General features: G+C 40.3%; 11 protein-coding genes and 1 pseudogene. 10 read left to right on the forward strand and 2 right to left on the reverse strand.

The features are described from left to right. Nucleotides 1-10: 10 nt before the first annotated feature. The 6 genes from RMZ41_RS29165 (at nucleotide 11) to RMZ41_RS29190 (ending at nucleotide 13,133) form a co-directional block, all read left to right on the forward strand. A complete protein-coding gene (locus RMZ41_RS29165; protein ID WP_322643451.1) occupies nucleotides 11-4,216 on the forward strand; it encodes a beta-ketoacyl synthase N-terminal-like domain-containing protein in 4,206 nt (1,401 codons plus the stop codon). Between the two features lie 104 nt (nucleotides 4,217-4,320). After that, on the forward strand, nucleotides 4,321-5,445 hold the full coding sequence (locus RMZ41_RS29170) for a type III polyketide synthase (RefSeq protein ID WP_322643450.1): 1,125 nt from the start codon (nucleotides 4,321-4,323) through the stop codon (nucleotides 5,443-5,445). Nucleotides 5,446-5,453: 8 nt separating this feature from the next. Then, the gene (locus tag RMZ41_RS29175; protein ID WP_322643449.1) at nucleotides 5,454-6,053 is read left to right on the forward strand and encodes an isoprenylcysteine carboxyl methyltransferase family protein; all 600 of its coding nucleotides are present in this window, start codon (nucleotides 5,454-5,456) and stop codon (nucleotides 6,051-6,053) included. Between the two features lie 154 nt (nucleotides 6,054-6,207). Further along, complete coding sequence (locus RMZ41_RS29180) at nucleotides 6,208-7,590, forward strand: cytochrome P450 (protein ID WP_322643448.1); 1,383 nt, start codon at nucleotides 6,208-6,210, stop codon at nucleotides 7,588-7,590. Between the two features lie 259 nt (nucleotides 7,591-7,849). Beyond that, on the forward strand, nucleotides 7,850-10,723 hold the full coding sequence (locus RMZ41_RS29185) for an SBBP repeat-containing protein (RefSeq protein ID WP_322643447.1): 2,874 nt from the start codon (nucleotides 7,850-7,852) through the stop codon (nucleotides 10,721-10,723). A 571-nt stretch (nucleotides 10,724-11,294) separates the two neighbouring features. Next, the gene (locus RMZ41_RS29190; protein ID WP_322643446.1) at nucleotides 11,295-13,133 is read left to right on the forward strand and encodes a fatty acyl-AMP ligase; all 1,839 of its coding nucleotides are present in this window, start codon (nucleotides 11,295-11,297) and stop codon (nucleotides 13,131-13,133) included. 25 nt (nucleotides 13,134-13,158) lie between these two features. Here RMZ41_RS29190 and RMZ41_RS29195 read toward each other — a convergent pair whose 3' ends face one another. Next, nucleotides 13,159-13,395: a hypothetical protein gene (locus tag RMZ41_RS29195; protein ID WP_322643445.1), complete on the reverse strand. Its 237-nt coding sequence runs from the start codon at nucleotides 13,393-13,395 to the stop codon at nucleotides 13,159-13,161. A gap of 569 nt (nucleotides 13,396-13,964) precedes the next feature. Here RMZ41_RS29195 and arr point away from each other — a divergent pair. Then, entirely contained in the window at nucleotides 13,965-14,435 is a 471-nt protein-coding gene (gene arr / locus RMZ41_RS29200; protein WP_409876164.1) for an NAD(+)--rifampin ADP-ribosyltransferase, read from the forward strand. Nucleotides 14,436-14,482: 47 nt separating this feature from the next. On the opposite strand, the pseudogene RMZ41_RS29205 reads toward arr, so the two are convergent. Then, a pseudogene (locus tag RMZ41_RS29205) lies at nucleotides 14,483-14,698 on the reverse strand (DUF1643 domain-containing protein). Between the two features lie 113 nt (nucleotides 14,699-14,811). Between RMZ41_RS29205 and RMZ41_RS29210 the strand changes: the two are divergent. The 3 genes from RMZ41_RS29210 (at nucleotide 14,812) to RMZ41_RS29220 (ending at nucleotide 20,015) form a co-directional block, all read left to right on the forward strand. Further along, nucleotides 14,812-17,409: an NHLP bacteriocin export ABC transporter permease/ATPase subunit gene (locus RMZ41_RS29210; protein ID WP_409876166.1), complete on the forward strand. Its 2,598-nt coding sequence runs from the start codon at nucleotides 14,812-14,814 to the stop codon at nucleotides 17,407-17,409. 217 nt (nucleotides 17,410-17,626) lie between these two features. Further along, a complete protein-coding gene (locus RMZ41_RS29215) occupies nucleotides 17,627-18,586 on the forward strand; it encodes a UPF0489 family protein (RefSeq protein ID WP_409876162.1) in 960 nt (319 codons plus the stop codon). Nucleotides 18,587-18,593: 7 nt separating this feature from the next. Then, on the forward strand, nucleotides 18,594-20,015 hold the full coding sequence (locus RMZ41_RS29220; protein WP_322643441.1) for a SagB family peptide dehydrogenase: 1,422 nt from the start codon (nucleotides 18,594-18,596) through the stop codon (nucleotides 20,013-20,015). Nucleotides 20,016-20,133: the final 118 nt, after the last annotated feature.

Raw genomic sequence — 20,133 nt, forward strand, 5'->3', positions numbered from 1 at the left:
TGGAGAAATAATGAAAATTTCAGCAAAGACAATTGAAAATTTAACTCCTTTGCAACGCTCATATTTGGTAATTGAGCAGTTCCAATCAAAACTAGATGCACTTGAAAAAGCTCGAACAGAACCAATAGCAATTATTGGTATGGGTTGCCGCTTTCCTGGAGGTGCAGATAATCCAGAAAGATTCTGGAATCTGTTAAAAAAGGGAGTAGATGCGATCGCTGAAGTTCCCTCAGATCGCTGGAATATTGATGATTACTACGACCCTGCTCCAGAAGCGCCGGGAAAAATGTACACCCGTTCCGGTGGTTTTATTGAGCATTTACAAGAGTTTGATCCCGATTTTTTTGGTATTTCTCCTAAAGAAGCAATTTCCCTTGACCCTCAACAACGCCTTCTTTTAGAAGTAAGTTGGGAAGCACTAGAATCTGCCGGACTCAATCCTCAGCAATTGCCTCAAACTCAAACTGGTGTGTTTATTGGCATCTGTAGCAATGACTATTCCCAACGCTTAGTCAGTCGAGGGGTTGAAAAAATTGATGCCTACCTAGCTAGTGGTAATGCCCACAGTACTGCATCTGGTCGTCTCTCGTATATTCTGGGAGTGACTGGGCCAAGTTTAGCAGTGGATACAGCTTGTTCTTCTTCCTTGGTAAGCGTCCATTTAGCTTGTTCCAGTCTTAGAAATCAAGAATGTAACTTAGCCATTGTCGGAGGAGTCAACCGACTAATCTCTCCAGAAGTTAGCATTAATTTTTCTAAAGCCCGGATGTTGTCTGCGGATGGTCGCTGCAAAACCTTTGATGCAAAAGCTGATGGCTTTGTCCGTGGTGAGGGATGTGGAATTGTAGTGCTAAAGCGTTTAGGAGATGCGATCGCAGATGGAGATAATATCTTAGGAGTAATTCGCGGAACAGCAGTTAATCAAGATGGCCATACCAGTGGTTTAACTGTTCCTAATGGCCCCTCTCAGCAAGCTGTAATTCGTCAAGCCTTAAAAAATGGAAAAGTAGATATGGCTCAAGTGAGCTATATTGAAGCTCACGGTACAGGGACATCTTTGGGCGATCCCATTGAGGTAGAGGCTTTAGGAAAGGTATTTAGAGACACTCACTCTCCAAAACAACCTTTATTAATTGGTTCAGTCAAGACGAATATCGGTCATTTAGAAGGGGCTGCGGGGATCGCTGGTTTAATTAAGGTAGTCTTACAACTACAACATCAAGAAATCGCACCTCATCTACATTTTAATAAACCTAATCCTTATATTAATTGGGATAAATTGCCGGTATCAGTGCCTACCCAAACTACTCCTTGGCAGGGTGTTGAACGTCGAATTGCTGGAGTTAGTTCTTTTGGCTTTAGTGGTACTAATGCTCATGTGATATTGGAAGAAGCACCCCATCAAGTCAAGAGTCAAAATCCACAAGGCAAAGGCGAAGATTTAATTGAGCCTCCCTTACATTTGTTAACTCTCTCCGCTAAAACACAAAAAGCTCTTTCTGATTTAGCCAGCCGCTATCAAAATCATTTGGAAACCAGTTCAGATTTGGCGATCGCAGATATTTGTTACACTGCCAATACAGGAAGACCACATTTCAATCATCGTTTAGCCGTCATCGCCTCTGACAAACAGGAATTAGCTACCAAACTCAGTCAATTCCAAGCCGGAGAGGATGTAACTGGAATATTTCAAGCAAAACTGGGTAGTAGAGATGTACCCAAAATAGCTTTCCTGTTTACAGGTCAGGGTTCACAGTATATCGGCATGGCACGACAACTGTATGAAACTCAACCAGTGTTCCATCAAGCCCTAGAAAAATGCAACGAAATCCTGAGTGAATATCTCGAACAACCTCTACTAGAAATTCTTTACAATCAAAAAAATTCTGATTTACTAGACCAAACATCCTACACACAACCAGCTCTATTTGCGATCGAATATGCCCTGTGCCAATTGTGGCAATCTTGGGGAATTCAACCAGATGTAGTCATGGGTCACAGTGTGGGAGAATATGTGGCGGCATGTGTAGCCGGAGTATTCAGTTTAGAAGATGGACTCAAGCTGATTGCTCATCGGGGAAGACTAATGCAAGCATTACCAAAAAATGGCAAAATGCTGTCAGTATTGGCAGATGAGGCAACCGTCACCAGAGCAATCAAGTCTAGTGGAACCGAAGTAGCCTTCGCTGCATTCAATGGTTCTGAAAGTCTGGTAATCTCCGGCGAACAAACTCAGGTAGATGTCGTTAAGGCAAGCTTAGATTCCAAGGGAATCAAAACCAAAGAATTGAATGTTTCCCATGCCTTCCACTCTCCCTTGATGGAGCCAATGCTGGCAGAATTTGAAACCATCGCCAAACAAGTTACGTATCATTCTCCTGCTATCCCACTCATTTCCAATGTCACCGGACACAAGGCAGATGAAAGCATAACTCAAGCCCAATATTGGCTGCGTCATATCCAAGAACCTGTCAAGTTTGCCCACAGTCTCAAGACTTTAGATGAGCTTGGATATCAGGTCTTTGTAGAAATTGGCCCGAAACCGATTTTGTTAGGTATGGGTCGTCAATGCCTAACAACAGATGAAGCAGTTTGGTTGCCCTCATTGCGTGAGGGTGTAGATGATTGGCAACAGATATTAGATAGTTTGGCACAATTATATGTTCAGGGAATTCCAGTCGATTGGTCTGGGTTTGACCGGGAATATATTCGTCGCAAGGTCGTATTACCTACTTATCCCTTCCAACGTCAGCGATATTGGATAGAGACAGATGAAGACGAACAACAAAAAACAGAAGCCCTAAAACAAAAGAATACATCCAACCTAATTTATAACCTCTTGTGTAAAGGAGAAACAAAACTTGTAACCAACGAGTTAGAAAAATTAGGAAATCTTTCAGCAGATGAAATTAATTTACTGCCGAAGTTACTAGAACTATTAGTTAACCAAAACCAACAAGAATTGAGAATAAAATCTCCGGCTTCACAAAATGAACCTGCTCAAATCAATGGACAATATTCAAACCTCAATTTTTTACCACCAGAAGCAGAATCCCGACGTAAAACAAATGAAATATTAACAGCAGAACCAGAAACACGTGAGCATCTATTAAGGGCTTATATCAGCCAATTATTAGTCAAAGTAGTGGGAATATCTCCCTCTGCTCTCGATTGGCAAAAGCGCCTTTCTGAACTTGGGTTAGATTCCTTGATGGCTACTGAGTTAAGAAAATCTATTGAGAGTAGTTTAGAGGTAATTGTTCCTGTAGAATATTTTGCAGAACTAAATATTGAACAGTTCTTAATCCAGATACTTTTCCTAATTAACCAGAAGTTTCCTCAAAAACATCTGCAAAAACCCAATTCTACTATTGATAGCGAAAAGACTTCCATATATTCAGTTCAAGTACCTGCACATCAAACCCAACCGTGGTTTAAAGTATCACAGAAAAATCCAAAACCTCTTTTCCGCCTATTTTGCTTTCCATATACAGGAGGTGGAGCTTCTACTTTTGATTCCTGGTTAGAAAAGTTCCCATCAGAGATAGAAATTTGCCCAATCCAATTACCTGGAAGGGAAAATCGAATTAATGAATCTCCTTTTACTAAACTAAAGCCTCTAATCGAAACTCTTACACCCCTCTTTCAGCCATATTTAGACGTTCCTTTTGGATTTTTCGGTCATAGTATGGGCGCACTACTAAGCTTTGAATTAGCTCGTGAATTCCGCAGAAAAAATTGGACGGCTCCAGCTTACTTATTTGTTGGTGGTTGCCGTCCTCCCCAAACACCAGATTTAGACTCGCCAATTCATATACTTCCTGAAACTAAGTTGATTCAAGTTCTCTCTAGTTACAAGGGAATTCCAGAGCAAATCTTGCAAGACTCGGAGCTAATGCAAATGTGTATTCCTACTATTCGAGCCGATTTTAAGATTTTAGAGACATACTTCTATACAAAACAAGAACCTCTAGAGTCTCAAATCTATGCCTTTGGTGGTCTTCAAGATTCTAAAGTTAGCCTCCAAGAACTTGCTGATTGGGAGAAACAAACTCAGGTTAACTTTAGCCTGAAAATGTTGACTGGCGAACATTTATTCTTGTCCAGCGCAGAGAATGAAATCATCAGCAATATTAAAGAAGCAATCAACAAACTAGAACCTATCTACAAAATAAAATTGGAAAATCTTGTGACAAAAAGCAAAATTTCTGTGTAAAAAGAAGAGCTAATAGTAAATAAAATCAAATTTACTTGTCAGATGGTTCATTGTTTCTAGATATTTATCCAACACGTTTTTAAGTAAAATCAATCCAAAGTACTATGCCATTTATAGTTGCTACATCAACAGGTTTTCCTGCCCAATATTACCCTCAAAAAGTTTTAGCTGCTGCCTTGCGTAAGTTCTTTTTTGCAATGGAATTAGATTTCGATGTAGATCAGATCGATCGCTTTTTCAGCAGCGTTAAAATCGAAGGTCGTTACTTTGCTCTACCAATAGACTCCTTACTCGATCCACCAAAGATGGAAGCAACTACTAGCAAATCTTTGGAAATTTCTTTGGAGCTAGCCGAAACCACTATCATCAAATTGTTGGAGAAAGCTAACCTTCAACCCCAAGATATATCTTTAATTACATCAGTCTCTCTTACTCCAGCAGTTCCTTCCTTAGATGCGCGGTTAATGAGCCGAATTCCATTTTCTTCGACTATTAAGAGAATGCCCATTAACGGAGTAGGTTGTATGGGTGGAGCGATCGGAATTTCTCGGGTTGCAGATTACCTACAAGGTCATCCAAAAGAGGCAGCAGTTTTGTTTGCAGTTGAGCTTTCTTCTGCTTTATGGCAAGGTTCTTTGCAAGGAGATTTAATTTCATTAATTCGGAGCTTACCAGAAAATCCTGCTGCATATAGTGATATTATTATGAACATTATCACTGCTGCTTTGTTTGGAGATGGTTGTGGCGCAGTATTAATGGTAGGAAAAGATCATCCTTTAGCCAAACCCGGACTACCCCAAATTATCGATAATCGCTCCTTTTTAATTCCTAACACGGTAGAACTTATGGGACTGGAGTTAGTTGATAATGGCTTTAGAAATATTCTCAGACCGGAAGTATCCGACTATGTAAAAAAAGGATTGCAACCGTTAATTCACTCTTTACTTGCGGATCACAATCTTGAAATTGATAGCCTATATCGCTGGATACTACATCCGGGTGGGCCTAAAATAATCGATACAATAGAAGCCGAATTTGGATTAGATAGTCGAGCTTTACAATTGAGTCGTGATACTTTAACAGAGATAGGTAATATTTCTTCGGGAACAGTGCTTTATATGCTGGATAAGATTCTCTCAGAAGAACATACACCAGCAGATTCCTATGGCTTGATGGTGGCAATGGGGCCTGGTTTTTCTCAAGAAGCAATTTTACTTAAATGGGAATAGGAAATGATATGTTAACTAAATATATCTTCGTTGGGATTATTTTTGCAGTTATCTTACAACGACTTTTTGAACTGCGTATCAGCAAAAATAATGAAGCATATATCTTAGAGCGAGGAGGAAAAAAACATAGTGATAATTTACTAGGTGCAGTTAAAATATTGCAAGTAAGTTGGTGGATAGCAGCGATCGCTGAGGTTTGGTACTTTGATCGCCCTTTTATCCCTGCTTTGGCCTCTATCGCTTTGTCAGCAACATTAGCAGGACAAGCTCTGCGTTACTTATCTATGCAAGCTTTAGAGCAACGCTGGACTCTACCAATCATTACCTTACCGGATAAGCCTGTAGTTGATAAAGGAATTTATTCTTATCTACGGCATCCTAATTGGTTGGGAGTCATCCTGGAAATTGCCGCATTACCATTGATTCACGGAGCTTATTTAACCGCAATTATTTTTTCTCTTGCTAACGCTTTGTTAATGAGTCAGCGAATGCAAACAGAAGAAGACGCTTTAAGCAAAAATAGCAATTATGCTTTAGTTTTTGCCAATCGACCTCGTTTGCTCCCCAAAATCCCGTTTATTTGGCAAGCAAAATCTCGATCTGACTAGGGAGATGTTTGACAAGCCTCCCAGTTCCCTTGTCAGCACTTTAAATCTGGAATGTAGTTTACAAGAAATAAAGATTTTAGGCGCTGACAAACGAGCTTGTCCATACCCCTGTCAGCATTGCATTGGTCATAAGTGTAAGTGTGAAGGAAGTAAAATGACAAATAAATTACCTGACGGGCCAAACACCCCATCTTGGTGGCAGTTAATACGTTGGATAGAAGACCCTTTGAAATATGAGAAAGAATGCGTACAGCGTTACGGAGATATATATACTTTCAAGATCCCTAGCGTTCCACCCTTTGTAGTAGTTGGAAATCCAGTAGGAGTACAAGAAATTCTCAGCCAACATTCTGATAATTTTGATGTTGGACGTGGTAATTATGTAGCTCAACCTTTGGTGGGAGAAAATTCTTTGTTTTTATATGATGGTGAGCGTCATCAACGAGAACGTAAATTGTTAATGCCTCCATTTCATGGACAAAATTTGCAATCTTACGCACAATCAATCTGCAATATCGCTCTCAAAGTAGCTAGCCAATGGAAAGAAAATCAACGCATTCTTGCGCGTCAGGCAATGCAAAACATCAGCTTAGAAGTCATTTTAAAAGTAGTATTTGGGATTTCAGAGGGAGAACGATATCAAAAGATTAAACCATTATTAGCTGAAATGCTAGATGCAATTGATTCTCCATTTCAGTCCAGCTTTTTGTTTGTGAAATTTTTGCGGAAAGATTGGGGAAAATGGAGTCCTTGGGGACGGATGAAATATCGTAGGAAAGAAATTTATAAACTATTGCAAGAGGAAATTAATGAAAGACGTTTCAACCCAGAGAAAATTGGCAATGACGTTCTTAGTTTAATGATGTCAGCAACAGATAAAGAAGGAGAAAAGTTAACCGATAGCGAATTAAAAGACGAGTTAATGACTCTATTATTTACAGGTCATGAAACTACGGCTAGTATGCTGTCTTGGGCTTTTTATGAAATTTTAAGGCATCCAGATGTCCTTCAAAAGTTGCGTAACGAATTGGAGCAAAAAGGAGAAAACCAAACATCTCTAGAAATAGCCAAACTTCCCTATCTAAATGCAGTCTGCCAAGAAGTTTTACGGATGTATCCGGTACTGGCGCTTATTTTCCCTCGGATTACAAAAAAAACCATGAAAATCATGGGATATCAATTTGTCCCAGGAACTTGGCTAACTATTAGTGCGTATCTGGTTCATCATCGAGAAGATTTATATCCAGAGCCAGAAAAATTTCAGCCAGAACGTTTTTTAGAAAGACAGTTTTCTAGTTATGAATATTTCCCTTTTGGTGGGGGAAGCCGTCGCTGTTTGGGATATGCTTTAGCTGAATTAGAAATGAAGCTAGTTTTGGCTTCTATCATCTCGAAATACGAACTAACTTTAGAGAGTGAAAAATTGGTCAAACCATTACCTCGAGGTTTAACAATTTCTCCTGCTGGTGGTGTTCCCTTGATTTTTCAAAGAAAACGAGTATTGCCCTCCAAACAACTCCAAAAAAATCTCGCTTGAGTAAAGCGTCATTGTGAGAAGTAATATACAAGTTTAACTTGTCCCAACGATCGCAAAACATGATTAACTAAACTATAGGAATCCGGTTTGATTTGGAGAAAATATCCGTAGGATGTGTTAGCGACAGCGTAACGCCTCAAACCTGTGATAATAGTGCGTTACGAACTCCGTTCTAACACACGCTACAATACCTAATTTTCGTTCAAAAATCAAATAGTAATCCTATAGATTGCAATCAACTCAACTTTGGCTACTAATTATGACCAATTCAAATCTACCTTCTAGAAGTGAGCTTTCTGATAACTTAACAAACGTCTTACGTTCAGCATTTAGTAACAATTTCCCCGGCGCACTTATTACAGTTCTTGATGCTCTCACGCCTCCGAGCGATCCTGACCTATTGATTCCTGATGGCAAGTCTTTTCCATTATTTTTCAGCCAAAATCCTGATGAGAATTTTCCGAACATAATTGGAAAATATGTTGATTTTCTCACGACTTCCAGCGAACCTAATATTGTGGCATCAGACGATCAACCAGTCAAAGCCAGTTGGGGCCGACATGGAAGCGACAATCTGATTGGTTATGATCCTGCTACCAATCATAGTGGTAAACAGAAAATTGATGTTTTCACTGGTGATTTTACCGATGAATTACTATTGTCAGGTCAAGTTGATAACAGAACCCGGAGCCAATGGCCAGACCGATTTATTCTGGGTGATTGGCAACAACCCTACTATGTTGAAGATGAAACATCTAACTTCGGTTTAAACCAATTTGCTTTCATTACAGACTTTAACCCCACCGAAGATATCATTCAACTACACGGCACTGCCGAAGACTATGAACTGGTAGATACTGACCTGGGGACAGCAATATTTTGGCGCAAGGAAACTGGCTATGACCTTGTTGGCTTGGTAGCTAAAACTTCTAATTTAAATTTAGAGGGTGACTACTTCGACTTTAAGGGCAACACGCCACCAGCAGGAGCAGTAATAGACAAGGCTATACAAATTGGAACTAACGGAATTGATTTCTTATTTGCTTCTACCGTAGATGCTGAGGGCAATCTCTATGTCGGGGGTGGGACTGGTGGCTCTTTAGCAGGAACCAATGTTGGAGCTAGGGATGCTTGGCTGACTAAATATGATAGCCAGGGCAAACAGGTATGGAGTAAACAGTTCGGGACTACAGGAACTGAAACTTCGTGGTCTATGGCTAGTGACGGCAAGAATATTTATGTTGCGGGAAACACAGCCGGTACACTAGGCAGTACTAGTCAAGGAGGAAGAGACTTATATCTAGCTAAGTACGATAGTGACGGCAACCAGCAGTGGATTAAACAGTTTGGGACTGTCACATTTGATGAAGCTTTTAGAGTCACCACTGATACCAATGGCAATGTTTACGTTGGAGGGCATACTGTTGGCGGCTTGGCAGGAGAAAATAAAAATGTAGGACAAGACCCAAAAAACTTAACCTTTCCGACGACTGATTCCTTTGTAGCCAAGTTCGACAGCAGTGGGAATCAGCTGTGGGTTCAACAGTTTGGCACGACCGAACTTGATGACGATTGGGGTGTCACAACTGACAAAGATGGTAATGTCTTTGCTGGAGGAAATACAAGAGGTGACTTTGGCGGAAAGAATGCTGGATTTTATGATAACTGGCTAGTTAAGTTAGACAAAACAGATGGTAATAAGCTGTGGGTTAAACAGTTTGGTACATCTAATTATGACTTTCTCTGGGATCTTAAGACCGATAGTACTGGTAATGTATATGCCACCGGATATACTCTGGGAGATTTGGGAGGGGAAAATGCCGGATCTTCTGATATCTGGCTAGCCAAATTCGATAATGATGGCAATCAGCTGTGGATTAAACAGTTTGGTACTAGTGGTGATGATGCACCCTTTTTTGATGGACTAGAGGTGGATTCAAATGATAATGTCTTCTTGACAGGATACACTGACAGCAACTTAGGAGGAACCAATGCTGGGTCTTATGATGCCTGGGTAACGAAATATGACAAGGATGGCAATCAGCTGTGGCTCAAACAGTTTGGTACGCCTGATTATGACACTGCTACCACTGTCAGCGCTGATGGCTATGGCAACGTTTACGTATCGGGAATTACTGATGGAAGTTTGGGAGGTGTCAATGCTGGGTCTTATGACGCTTGGGTAGTGAAATTAGACACTGATGACGGAACAATACAAGATTATAGTATTAATAATCGCAATGAAGTAATTTATGGTGGTTCCCAAGCCGAAAAAATCACGACTGGAAATGGGAATGACACCATCTATGGTAACGGTGGTGAAGATACCCTAATTGCAGGTAATGGGGATAATTTGGTTGTTGGTGCTTCCCAAGCTGATATCATCACAACTGGAAATGGGAATGACACCATCTACGGTAATGGTGGTGAAGATACTCTGATTGCAGGTGATGGGGATAATCTGGTTGTTGGTGCTTCCCAAGCTGATAAAATCACCACTGGAAACGGGAATGACACCATCTATGGTAACGGTGGTGAAGATACCCTGATTGCAGGTGATGGGGATAACCTAGTTTATGGTGCTTCCCAAGCTGATATCATCACTACTGGAAACGGGAATGATACCATCTACGGTAACGGTGGTGAAGATACCTTGATTGCAGGTGATGGAGATAACCTAGTTTTTGGTGGTTCCCAAGCTGAGATCATCACAACTGGAAATGGAAATGACACCATCTACGGTAATGATGGACACGATATTCTGATTGCAGGTGATGGGGATAACCTAGTTTTTGGTGGTTCTCAAGCTGATATCATCACAACTGGAAATGGAAATGACACTATCTACGGTAACGGTGGTGGTGACTATATCAATAGTGGGGCTGGTTTAGATACTATTTGGTTGGGTACAGAAAGTGCCACTGTTGTACTGCAAATAGGTGAAGGCTACGATAATATCAATAACTTCCAATTGGGGGCAACTAAATTTAAAGTCAGCAGTTTAGATAACCTGTCCTTCACTGATAGTAATGGAAGTACTCAAATCCTACAAGGAAATGACTTACTAGCAGTTGTTAGTTGGCAAAATTCTAATACTTTCAGTTCTAATTTTGATGCAATTTTTGTAGCGTAGTTAGTTAGAAGAGTTGCATTAATTTATCTTGACCCAGAGCTAAAACAATTTTTGCCCAAAAACATAGATTTATAAAGCGCAAAATACTCGCCTAACTATTCCCTTTGGTGAAAGTAATCGCTTTTGTCTTGGCAATGTTTTAGAAATTTTAGAAATGGAACTGGTGCAATAGGACTCCTGTCTGATTTTTGAACAGTATTTCAGATAAAACCCTGTAAAACGAGTTTTTCAGTCTCATTATAGTTTCACAAATCAAGTCTGAGTCCTATTGCAACTATCTTATGTAGCTATTAGCTTGCACCAGAAGATAAGGAACTAGTAAAATCAAAATCTTATGGCGCTATTATTGCTCCTAGTAATAGAGTACCTATGGTAATGACGGGTAAAGGCGATCGCTAAAAACAAGCTACTATACCTCTGCTGCAACGATCCTAGAAATCGCATAGTTCAAAAATTGCGGTTTTTAGGTAACACAAGCAGCTTAAATTTAGCCATTACTAAGTCATGGGTTTCAGAACAAAATTACTATCAAACATCCTAAGTTTTGTACAAATTAATCGGAAACAAGAAAATGACTTCAAATTACGACTATTCGCTCAACCAAGAACCTCAATTTTCAAATCTTGTAGAACTGTTAACTTACAGAGCTAAACATCAGCCCGATCAAACCGCCTATATCTTTCTCCAAAATGGGGAAACAGAAACAGATAGACTGACTTATCAAGAATTGGAGCGACGGGCACGAACAATAGCAGTTTATCTCCACAAACTGGGAGTTCAGGGCGAACGAGCATTGCTTTTATATCCTCCTGGTCTGGAATTCATCACCGCTTTCTTCGGGTGTTTATATGCTTCTGTAGTGGCTGTCCCAGCTTATCCACCTCGACGCAATCAAAAGTTATCAAGATTGCAGGCGATCGCATCAAATGCCGATGTTAAAGTGGTTCTTACTACTGCATCTTTGTTAAACAACATAGAAGCGCTATTTGCAGATGAACAAGACTTAACCAATTTACACTGTATAGCAACTGATAACATTACTAGCGACCTGGAATTAGACTGGGAGCCACTAGAAATAAGTAAAGAAACCTTAGCCTTTCTCCAGTACACTTCTGGCTCTACAGGAACACCAAAGGGTGTAATGATTAGTCATGGCAATCTGCTGCACAATTCAGATTGTATTAAGCAATCATTTGAACTCACGCCCGATAGCGTATCTGTAACCTGGTTGCCTAGCTTCCATGACATGGGACTCATAGATGGAATTATCCAACCTTTGTATACAGGTTTTCTAGGAGTCCTGATGCCACCAGCATCTTTCCTTCAGCAACCGATTCGATGGCTTCAAGCTCTTTCACACTATCAAGCTACTCATTGTGGCGGCCCTAACTTTGCTTACGAGCTTTGTGCAACAAAGATTACTCCAGAGCAAGTGGAGAATCTAGACTTGAGTAATTGGTCTAGTGCTTACAGTGGCGCAGAACCAGTTCGGCGAGAAACTATGGAACAATTTGCAGCTAAATTCGCCCCCTGTGGATTCCATGCAAAATTCTTCTATCCCTGCTATGGTCTAGCTGAAAATACATTAATGGTTTCAGGTGGAACAGTCACAGACGAACCGATTTACTCTACGGTTAAAGCTGATGCTCTCGAACAAAATTTGGTCGTGGAGACATCTGAAGACAACGAGAGAGTTAGGCATTTGGTAGGGTGCGGTCACTCTCATCTAGGGACAAAAATTGTTATTGTCGATCCAGAATCACTAACACCGTGTATTCCCAACCGAGTGGGAGAAATTTGGGTATCTGGCTCGAGCGTAGCTCAAGGTTATTGGAAACAAACCCAGCAAACAGAGGAAACATTCAAAGCTTACCTGGCCGATACCAAAGAAGGGCCTTTTTTGCGTACTGGAGATTTGGGATTCCTGCGGGATGGTGAACTTTTTGTTACGGGACGCATTAAGGATGTAATTATCATCCGAGGACAAAACCACTATCCTCAAGATATTGAACTGACGACAGAAAAAAGTCATCCGGCGTTATCACCAGGAGGTGGAGCGGCGTTTGCAGTAGATTTAAATGGTCAAGAGCGACTGGTAATAGTTCAAGAGGTGAAGCGAAGTTATTTAAAGACATTGGATTTTAGCGAAGTGTTAGGGAATATTCGTCAGGCTATAACCAATGAGCATAGCCTCCAGATTTTTGCCGTAGTTTTGATTAAGCCTGCAAGTATTCCTAAAACTTCGAGCGGTAAAATTAAGCGCCATGCCTGTCGATTAGGTTTTTTAAATGGAAGCTTGGATGTTGTGCATGACTGGTGCGAAAGTCCTCAAGGCAAAGCGAAGTTCCTGAATTTAAAAATCGATATCGAATCAATGATACAGAAGCTACAAAATGAGTGCCATAGGTAGCAATACTGCTCTGTGTTTTGCATTTTTAACTCGGAATTGGATTTGGGGGAAAGGTTAAAGGGGAAAGGTTAAAGGTTTTTCTTTCCCTTTTACCCAAAACCCGACAAGTATTGCCATAGGTAGTGGCTGCCGATAACATTAATTTCCCTTGAGAAATAGTATTTAGTATTACACTGATTCCCAAAGCGATCGCATGATTGGACTGCGATCGCTTTTTCTTGTCCAAACCACACTGATTTTTGCTATTGAGCTTGGTAGTCATACCAATTCGTAATTCGTAGTTCGTAATTCGTAATTCGTAATTAAGAAAGTCCTACCTAGTCAGGCTTTTAGGGTTTGCATCTGTTTTATTATTTTCGTGAAATGGTATCAAAACCCACGGGCGAGAGGGCTATATTCAGGTTATATCAAGTTCGGATGAATACTTATAATAAGGTTGGAACAGTTGCAGTGGATTGATCTAAGGCTTATGCCCAAACGGATTGCGATCGTTAACCACATTTGCGCCAGATTGCACTAACACCCACAACAGTACAATCATTACGAGACAAAGTAATCATGGAATTCAACCCAAACAACAATGTTGTTAAACTCTGTCTTCAAGGTATGGGGATGGAAGAAAAAGGCAAACCAGAAGAAGCAAGTAAACTGTTTCTTCAAGCCTGGAACGAAGCGACATACGACTTTGAAAAATTTATTTCAGCCCATTATGTAGCTCGATATCAGAAAAATATTTCTGACAAATTAAAATGGCTCGAAACGGCTTTGCAGTTTGCATTAAAAATAAATAACAACTCTGTTAATAGTGCAATACCTTCTCTATATTCAAATATTGCCAAATGCTATGAGGACTTAAGCGACCCTGACAAGGCAAGAAAGAATTATGAATTAGCAACTTCGTTTGAGGATAAACCTTCTGACAAAGGGCCCTTTTATCATGGAACGAAAGCAGATTTGCAGGTTGGCGATTTGCTGAGGGCAGGGGGCAGTTCTAATTACAAACTTGAACTCAAAATGAATCACATTTATTTCACAGCCCTTGTCAATGGGGCGGGACTAGCTGCTGCATTAGCAAAAGGCGATAACCGTGAACGTGTTTATATCGTTGAACCAACAGGGGAGTTTGAAAATGACCCGAATGTTACAGACAAAAAATTTCCCGGCAATCCGACACGCTCATATCGTTCCCAAGCACCATTAAAAATCGTTGGCGAAGTCACAGATTGGGTGAGACAAACACCTGAAGAACTCCAAAAATGGCGTGAAAAGTTGGCCAATAACAAAGGAGAAATTATTAATTAATTTCTAAAATTCCCAAAAATAGAGAAAGAAAATAGATTAAGCACTGCTCAATCTCGATTGAGAAAACTGCCATGTATACCCCACGCTAAAATTACCAACTTGGAACGCTCTGTGGCTGTTAGAAGGTGGAAGTTATTATTTAAACCTATAGGATCGCTGGCTTAAAACATCTCACAGGGTTTTGTAGCACGGTAAGCAAACAGATTGACTACTTCTATAGAACCGTAACCCCAAGAATTAGCAAATTTGATACATTTACGGATAGTTGCATCGGAGTAATAATTTGAATTATAGCAATTCTGAAACTATTGTTAAAAGCAATAATCCTCTAAAGTTGGCTCGTTCTGATACTGCATGGTTGGTATTATCAGGGACAATGGCTTTGTTTGCTGTCGGAACTGCAAACGGTATAGAGCAAGGAGCGCGTCGTTACTTATTCGATATCAATCCAGGGGATGTTATATTCGGAATTCCTATAAATCTAGAAGGGAATTCTTACTCGCTGATTGCTATTGGTTATGAAGAAACTCAGTTGCAAGCAGTAGACCTAACAAACTGGGGACAATACAGCCTAGAGGGGAATGAAAGTTTATCTTTAATTCCCTCTAGCCTGCGTCAATGGAGCGATCGCTTAGTTGCAGTTTTTGACGATACTGATATTGTTTTGGATGGAATTAAGCCAGAAGAAATTAGTGACACAACTGCAACCTTAGAACGCTTGCAGCAATTTCACAGCGATCTTTGGCGCTGTTTGCACGAACTAGAACAGCAGGAAGAAAAAACCTGTTTTCAGCAGTTTAACGCCCGTTTGCAACTTAATCAACAAGCTAGCGAACGGGCGTTAGGGGAATTGACGAGTATTTTTCGCCCTCAAGAAGCAGAATTTCTGCAAGAAGGAACAGAATTATTAATTGCTGTGGGTGCGGTTGGTCGGACGTTGGGAATTGAAATTCGTCCGCCTGCTAGATCGGAAGATCCCAAGCGAGTAAAAGATCCCCTAGAAGCGATTGCTCGTGCTTCGCGGATACGCACAAGGCGGGTGATTTTAAGCGGTAAGTGGTGGGAGTCTGATAGCGGCCCGTTGTTAGCATACACCGCCCAAGGCGATCGCCCAGTGGCTTTATTACCTGTAGGTAGCGATCGCTATGAAGTTTTTAGTCCTCACGAACGCCGTCGCATCCCTGTCAATATTGAGACAGCGAAGTTAATTTCTCCAATTGCTTATATGCTTTATCGCCCGTTTCCTGAACGGGTACTAAAAACAGTAGATATTATCAAGTTTGCGTTGCGCGGACGCGATCGAGAAATTTTGACCGTGCTAGTGTTAGGGGTGATTTCTGCTTTGCTAGGAATGCTTACCCCCCAGGCAACAGGGATTTTGATTGATAAAGCAATTCCGGATGCCAATCGGGGAATTTTATTACAAATTGGTTTGGGTTTATTAGCAGTTAGTTTTGGGAATGCAGTTTTTAATTTAGTGCAAAATATTGCGATCGCTCGAATTGAAACTGTACTAGAGGTGCAAAACCAAGCCGCAGTTTGGGATCGGTTATTAAAATTACGAGTCTCTTTCTTTCGTAAATATTCGACTGGCGACTTGCAATCTCGCGTTTCGGCGATCGCCCAAATTCACAAACTTCTCAGCAGTAACATTATCGGCACAATATTTTCTAGCTTTTTTGCACTGCTGAATTTGGGATTGTTATTTGTTTATAGCAGTCAATTAGCATTGGTAGCTTTAGCGATCGCCTTGATTAACTTCTTAGCCACAACAATTTCTAGCATTTTTTCTCGCAGAATTATTAAGCCGATGCAAGAGTTACAAGGCGAGATATTCGGGCTAACAGTAGAACTTCTCAACGGCGTATCTAAATTGCGGGTAGCGGCGGCAGAAGAACGGGCATTTGCTTACTGGTCAAAAGGATTTAGCCAGCAACTAAAATTGATGCTCAAAAGTACAGCGATCGCCGATACAGTAACAGTTATCAATCAGGTTCTACCAACTATTAGTTCGATGCTAATTTTTTCCTTGACTGTCGGGATTATCATGCATCAGTTAGGAGGAGGCGCAAAATTTTCCACTGGAACTTTTTTGGCATTTAATAGTGCTTTTGGGCTATTTATTGGCGGTGCAACTAAATTGAGCAATGCGATTGTTAGCGTGTTAGAAGTTGCCATACTTTGGGAACGCGCTCAACCGATTTTAACAGAATTGCCAGAAGTGGATTTAGATAAAAGCGATCCTGGTCGATTAGAAGGCGGTGTCAAATGCGATCGCGTTAATTTTCGCTATCGAGAAGACGGCCCTTTAACTTTAGATAAAGTATCAATTGAAGCCAAACCAGGAGAGTTTATTGCTTTAGTCGGGCCTTCTGGTAGCGGTAAATCTACAATCGTGCGTTTGCTATTGGGCTTTGAACAACCAGAAGACGGCACGATTTATTATGATGGTCAGGATATATCGGGGTTGGATATTTCAGCGATCAGGCGGCAATTGGGAGTAGTGCTGCAAAACGGTCGCATTAATAGCGCCTCTATTTTTGAGAATATTTCTAGCGGTGCGTTAGTAACAATGGATGAAGCTTGGGAAGCAGCAAGAATGGCTGGTTTTGCTGCCGATATAGAACAAATGCCGATGGGAATGCACACAGTAATTTCTGAGGGTGGCTCGAATTTATCTGGAGGACAGCGCCAGCGTTTATTAATTGCTCGTTCTTTAGTATTGAAGCCGAGAATTTTGATTTTTGATGAGGCGACCAGTGCTTTAGATAATCGCACGCAAGCAATTGTTAGTCAAAGTTTAGAACAGTTAAAAGTAACTCGGATTGCGATCGCTCACCGCCTCAGTACAATTCGCAATGCCGATCGCATTTATGTAATTGCCGCAGGACAGGTAATGCAGCAAGGCACGTTTGATGAGTTAATGGCACAGCCTGGAATTTTTGCCGATTTGATGGCTAGACAAGTTGCTTAATACTATTGCCAATTGTCGATTATGAAACTATCATTTCAGCTTAGACTAGGTATCTATAATTCAACAATTGGGATTTACAGCAGATTGCAAGTAAGTGAGGTACAACTAGGAGTGATTCATTAAACATAAAGAGTTTCTTTCTAACTCCTTCCTTCTGCCTCCTGCCTCCTGCCTCCTGCCTCCTGCCTCAAAACCCGCAACTTTGTAACTCATGTAAATGAAAACTGCTGTAAAAGGTATAAATATGACTGCTATTCCCGTTTTGATCGTGGAAGAACATCACGAAGCATTTTGGATTTGGCATTATGCTATTAGCCAAAATATCATTCCAAAATCAAAAAATATATTGCTGCATATCGACGAACATTCAGATATGGCAACACCTAGATTTACTCGTTCTCTCAATTCTATAAATAACAATCTTCAAGATATTTATGATTTTACTTATCACGAATTAAATATTGCTAGTTTTATTGTTCCCGCAGTTTATCAGAGAGTATTTAATCAAGTTTTTTGGCTGCGCCCAAGACTAAAAGAGTCATCCTCTGAGTTTATGTGTGTTTATGCTTGCGATCCAGAGGAAACGATATTTCTAACTAAAAATGTCAAGAATATCGGGGCAATTTTACTCGATCCTAAATATAAAACTGCTAAATATACTTGTTTAACAGTTAAAGATGAGTTCCCTGAAAATCAAACTGTGGTTTTAGATATCGATCTAGATTACTTTTCTTGTAATAACAGATATTATAACGATACAGGCAGAATAGAAATTACTGAATTCCAATATCAAAGTTTTCAGAGAGATAATTATCAGTTTTTGCGAATAACTTATGGTAGCTCAATCAGAGCCGAGATTGAAGACGGCAAATATTATCTAGTATTTAACGAATTTCCCCAAACAGAATTGTTTCCCAATATCCTGAAACTTTCTGAAGACAAAATTCTGGAGAGAATTGACCAATTAATTGAGTTTTTAGTCCAGAAACAAGTGCAAGTGAGCATGATTGATATTTGTCGATCGCGCATTAGTGGTTATACTCCTGCCGATCAATGCCAGTTTATCGAAGATAATTTATTAAAAAAATTGGGGGAATTGTACGAACTCAATTTTGTCAGTTTAGAGCAAATTAAACCCCAACCTTTAGATACCGGCGCAGCATTAAGCCAAATTTGATTAAAATATGCCATCAGAATTTTTAGTTTCATTGAGAAAAGACATTGCTGCGATCGCGCCACCAGAAGACAGTTCTATAATTCTTGAGTTTGAGGAGCGACGGCTAACATTTAAGAATCCCAAACCTGGACTGAGAACAGTTTTAAAAACTTTAGCAACTGTTCCAACTCCACCTTCGCAACTCAAAAAGATTGTTTGGGAAAGTGACGGTTTTGAGGGATGGCAAAAATTTAATTTCTATCTCAAAAAGCTGGCGAATCTGGGATGGCTTTGCTATTCAATTGTAGTAAATGATGTGGCGATCGCTACTACCGTACCCATCAGCCCAGATTTGCAAATTTCCCCTCAACCAATATCAACTTCAAGCAAGTATGTTCTCTCGCGCTTTGCTTATACCCACCAAATAGCAGGGGAAACTATATTAGAATCGCCTTTATCTTTTTGCCACATTCGGCTCGATTGGCGAGGTGCAGCTTTAATTGCACTCCTGGGCACCCCTCAGAATATTCATGAACTTTCCTCGCAAATTCCAGGTATTTCTGTAGACATAGCCGAGCAATTTATCAGTTTGCTTTTCACCAGTCAAATGCTCTCAACAGTAGATGAAAACGGCGTAATTGCTGAGAATGAAAACTTAACCCTGGCTCAATGGGAGTTTCACGATTTATTGTTTCATACCCGCAGCCGTGTAGGGAGACACGCGAATCCCTTTGGTGCAACCTATCGTTTTGTTGGCGAAATTGAGCCGCTACCAGCCCTAAAACCTCTAATATCTAATAATTTAATCGACCTTTATAAACCTGATTTAATCGCTTTAGCAGAAACAGATATTCCCTTTACACAAGTTTTAGAAACAAGAAAATCAATTCGTCAGTGGGGACAACCAATTACTGTAGAACAATTAGGAGAATTTCTTTATCGAGCCGCCAGAGTTAAAAATATTATTAAACATGACTTGGTAGAACTTAGCCAACGTGCTTATCCTAGTGGTGGAGGAATTTATGAATTAGAAATTTATCCAGTTATTAATCGTTGTCAAAATTTAGCATCTGGTTTATATCATTATCAACCGCTATCGCACCAACTAAGCCATCTTACCGATAAAAACGAACTAGTAGAAGCCTTACTACAAAGTGCTGCTAGTGCAATGGGAGTTGAAGAAATGCCGCAAATTTTACTGGTGATTTCGGCTCGTTTTCAACGCTTAACTTGGAAGTATCAATCTATGGCTTATGCAATTATTCTCAAGCACGTAGGCGTTTTATACCAAAATTTTTACTTGGTAGCAACAGCAATGAATTTAGCACCCTGCGCGATCGGGGGTGGAAATGCTGATTTATTTGCTAAAGCAGTAGGATGTGATTATTATGCTGAAAGTTCTGTAGGTGAATTTGTTCTCGGTAGCCGTCCCGTTAATTCTCAAACTTAGAAAAGTAAGGATTAAGAGATGATTTATAAAGTAAACCTTAAATTGTAGTGGACTGACACAGCTAAAATGTTGCATTAGAACTAACAGATTCCTCCTCCTCAAAAACTGGATAAAGATG

This window comes from Nostoc sp. DedVER02, assembly GCF_034530675.2.
Classification (GTDB): Bacteria; Cyanobacteriota; Cyanobacteriia; order Cyanobacteriales; family Nostocaceae; genus Nostoc.

What these genes read in the sequence shown, in the direction of transcription:
- RMZ41_RS29220 (WP_322643441.1), top strand. Translation starts at nt 18,594, where the DNA reads ATGCCATCAGAATTTTTAGTTTCATTGAGAAAAGACATTGCTGCGATC.
- RMZ41_RS29210 (WP_409876166.1), top strand. Translation starts at nt 14,812, where the DNA reads ATGGCTTTGTTTGCTGTCGGAACTGCAAACGGTATAGAGCAAGGAGCG.
- RMZ41_RS29165 (WP_322643451.1), top strand. Translation starts at nt 11, where the DNA reads ATGAAAATTTCAGCAAAGACAATTGAAAATTTAACTCCTTTGCAACGC.
- RMZ41_RS29170 (WP_322643450.1), top strand. Translation starts at nt 4,321, where the DNA reads ATGCCATTTATAGTTGCTACATCAACAGGTTTTCCTGCCCAATATTAC.
- RMZ41_RS29180 (WP_322643448.1), top strand. Translation starts at nt 6,208, where the DNA reads ATGACAAATAAATTACCTGACGGGCCAAACACCCCATCTTGGTGGCAG.
- RMZ41_RS29195 (WP_322643445.1), bottom strand. Translation starts at nt 13,395, where the DNA reads ATGACTACCAAGCTCAATAGCAAAAATCAGTGTGGTTTGGACAAGAAA.
- RMZ41_RS29215 (WP_409876162.1), top strand. Translation starts at nt 17,627, where the DNA reads ATGAAAACTGCTGTAAAAGGTATAAATATGACTGCTATTCCCGTTTTG.
- RMZ41_RS29175 (WP_322643449.1), top strand. Translation starts at nt 5,454, where the DNA reads ATGTTAACTAAATATATCTTCGTTGGGATTATTTTTGCAGTTATCTTA.
- RMZ41_RS29185 (WP_322643447.1), top strand. Translation starts at nt 7,850, where the DNA reads ATGACCAATTCAAATCTACCTTCTAGAAGTGAGCTTTCTGATAACTTA.
- RMZ41_RS29190 (WP_322643446.1), top strand. Translation starts at nt 11,295, where the DNA reads ATGACTTCAAATTACGACTATTCGCTCAACCAAGAACCTCAATTTTCA.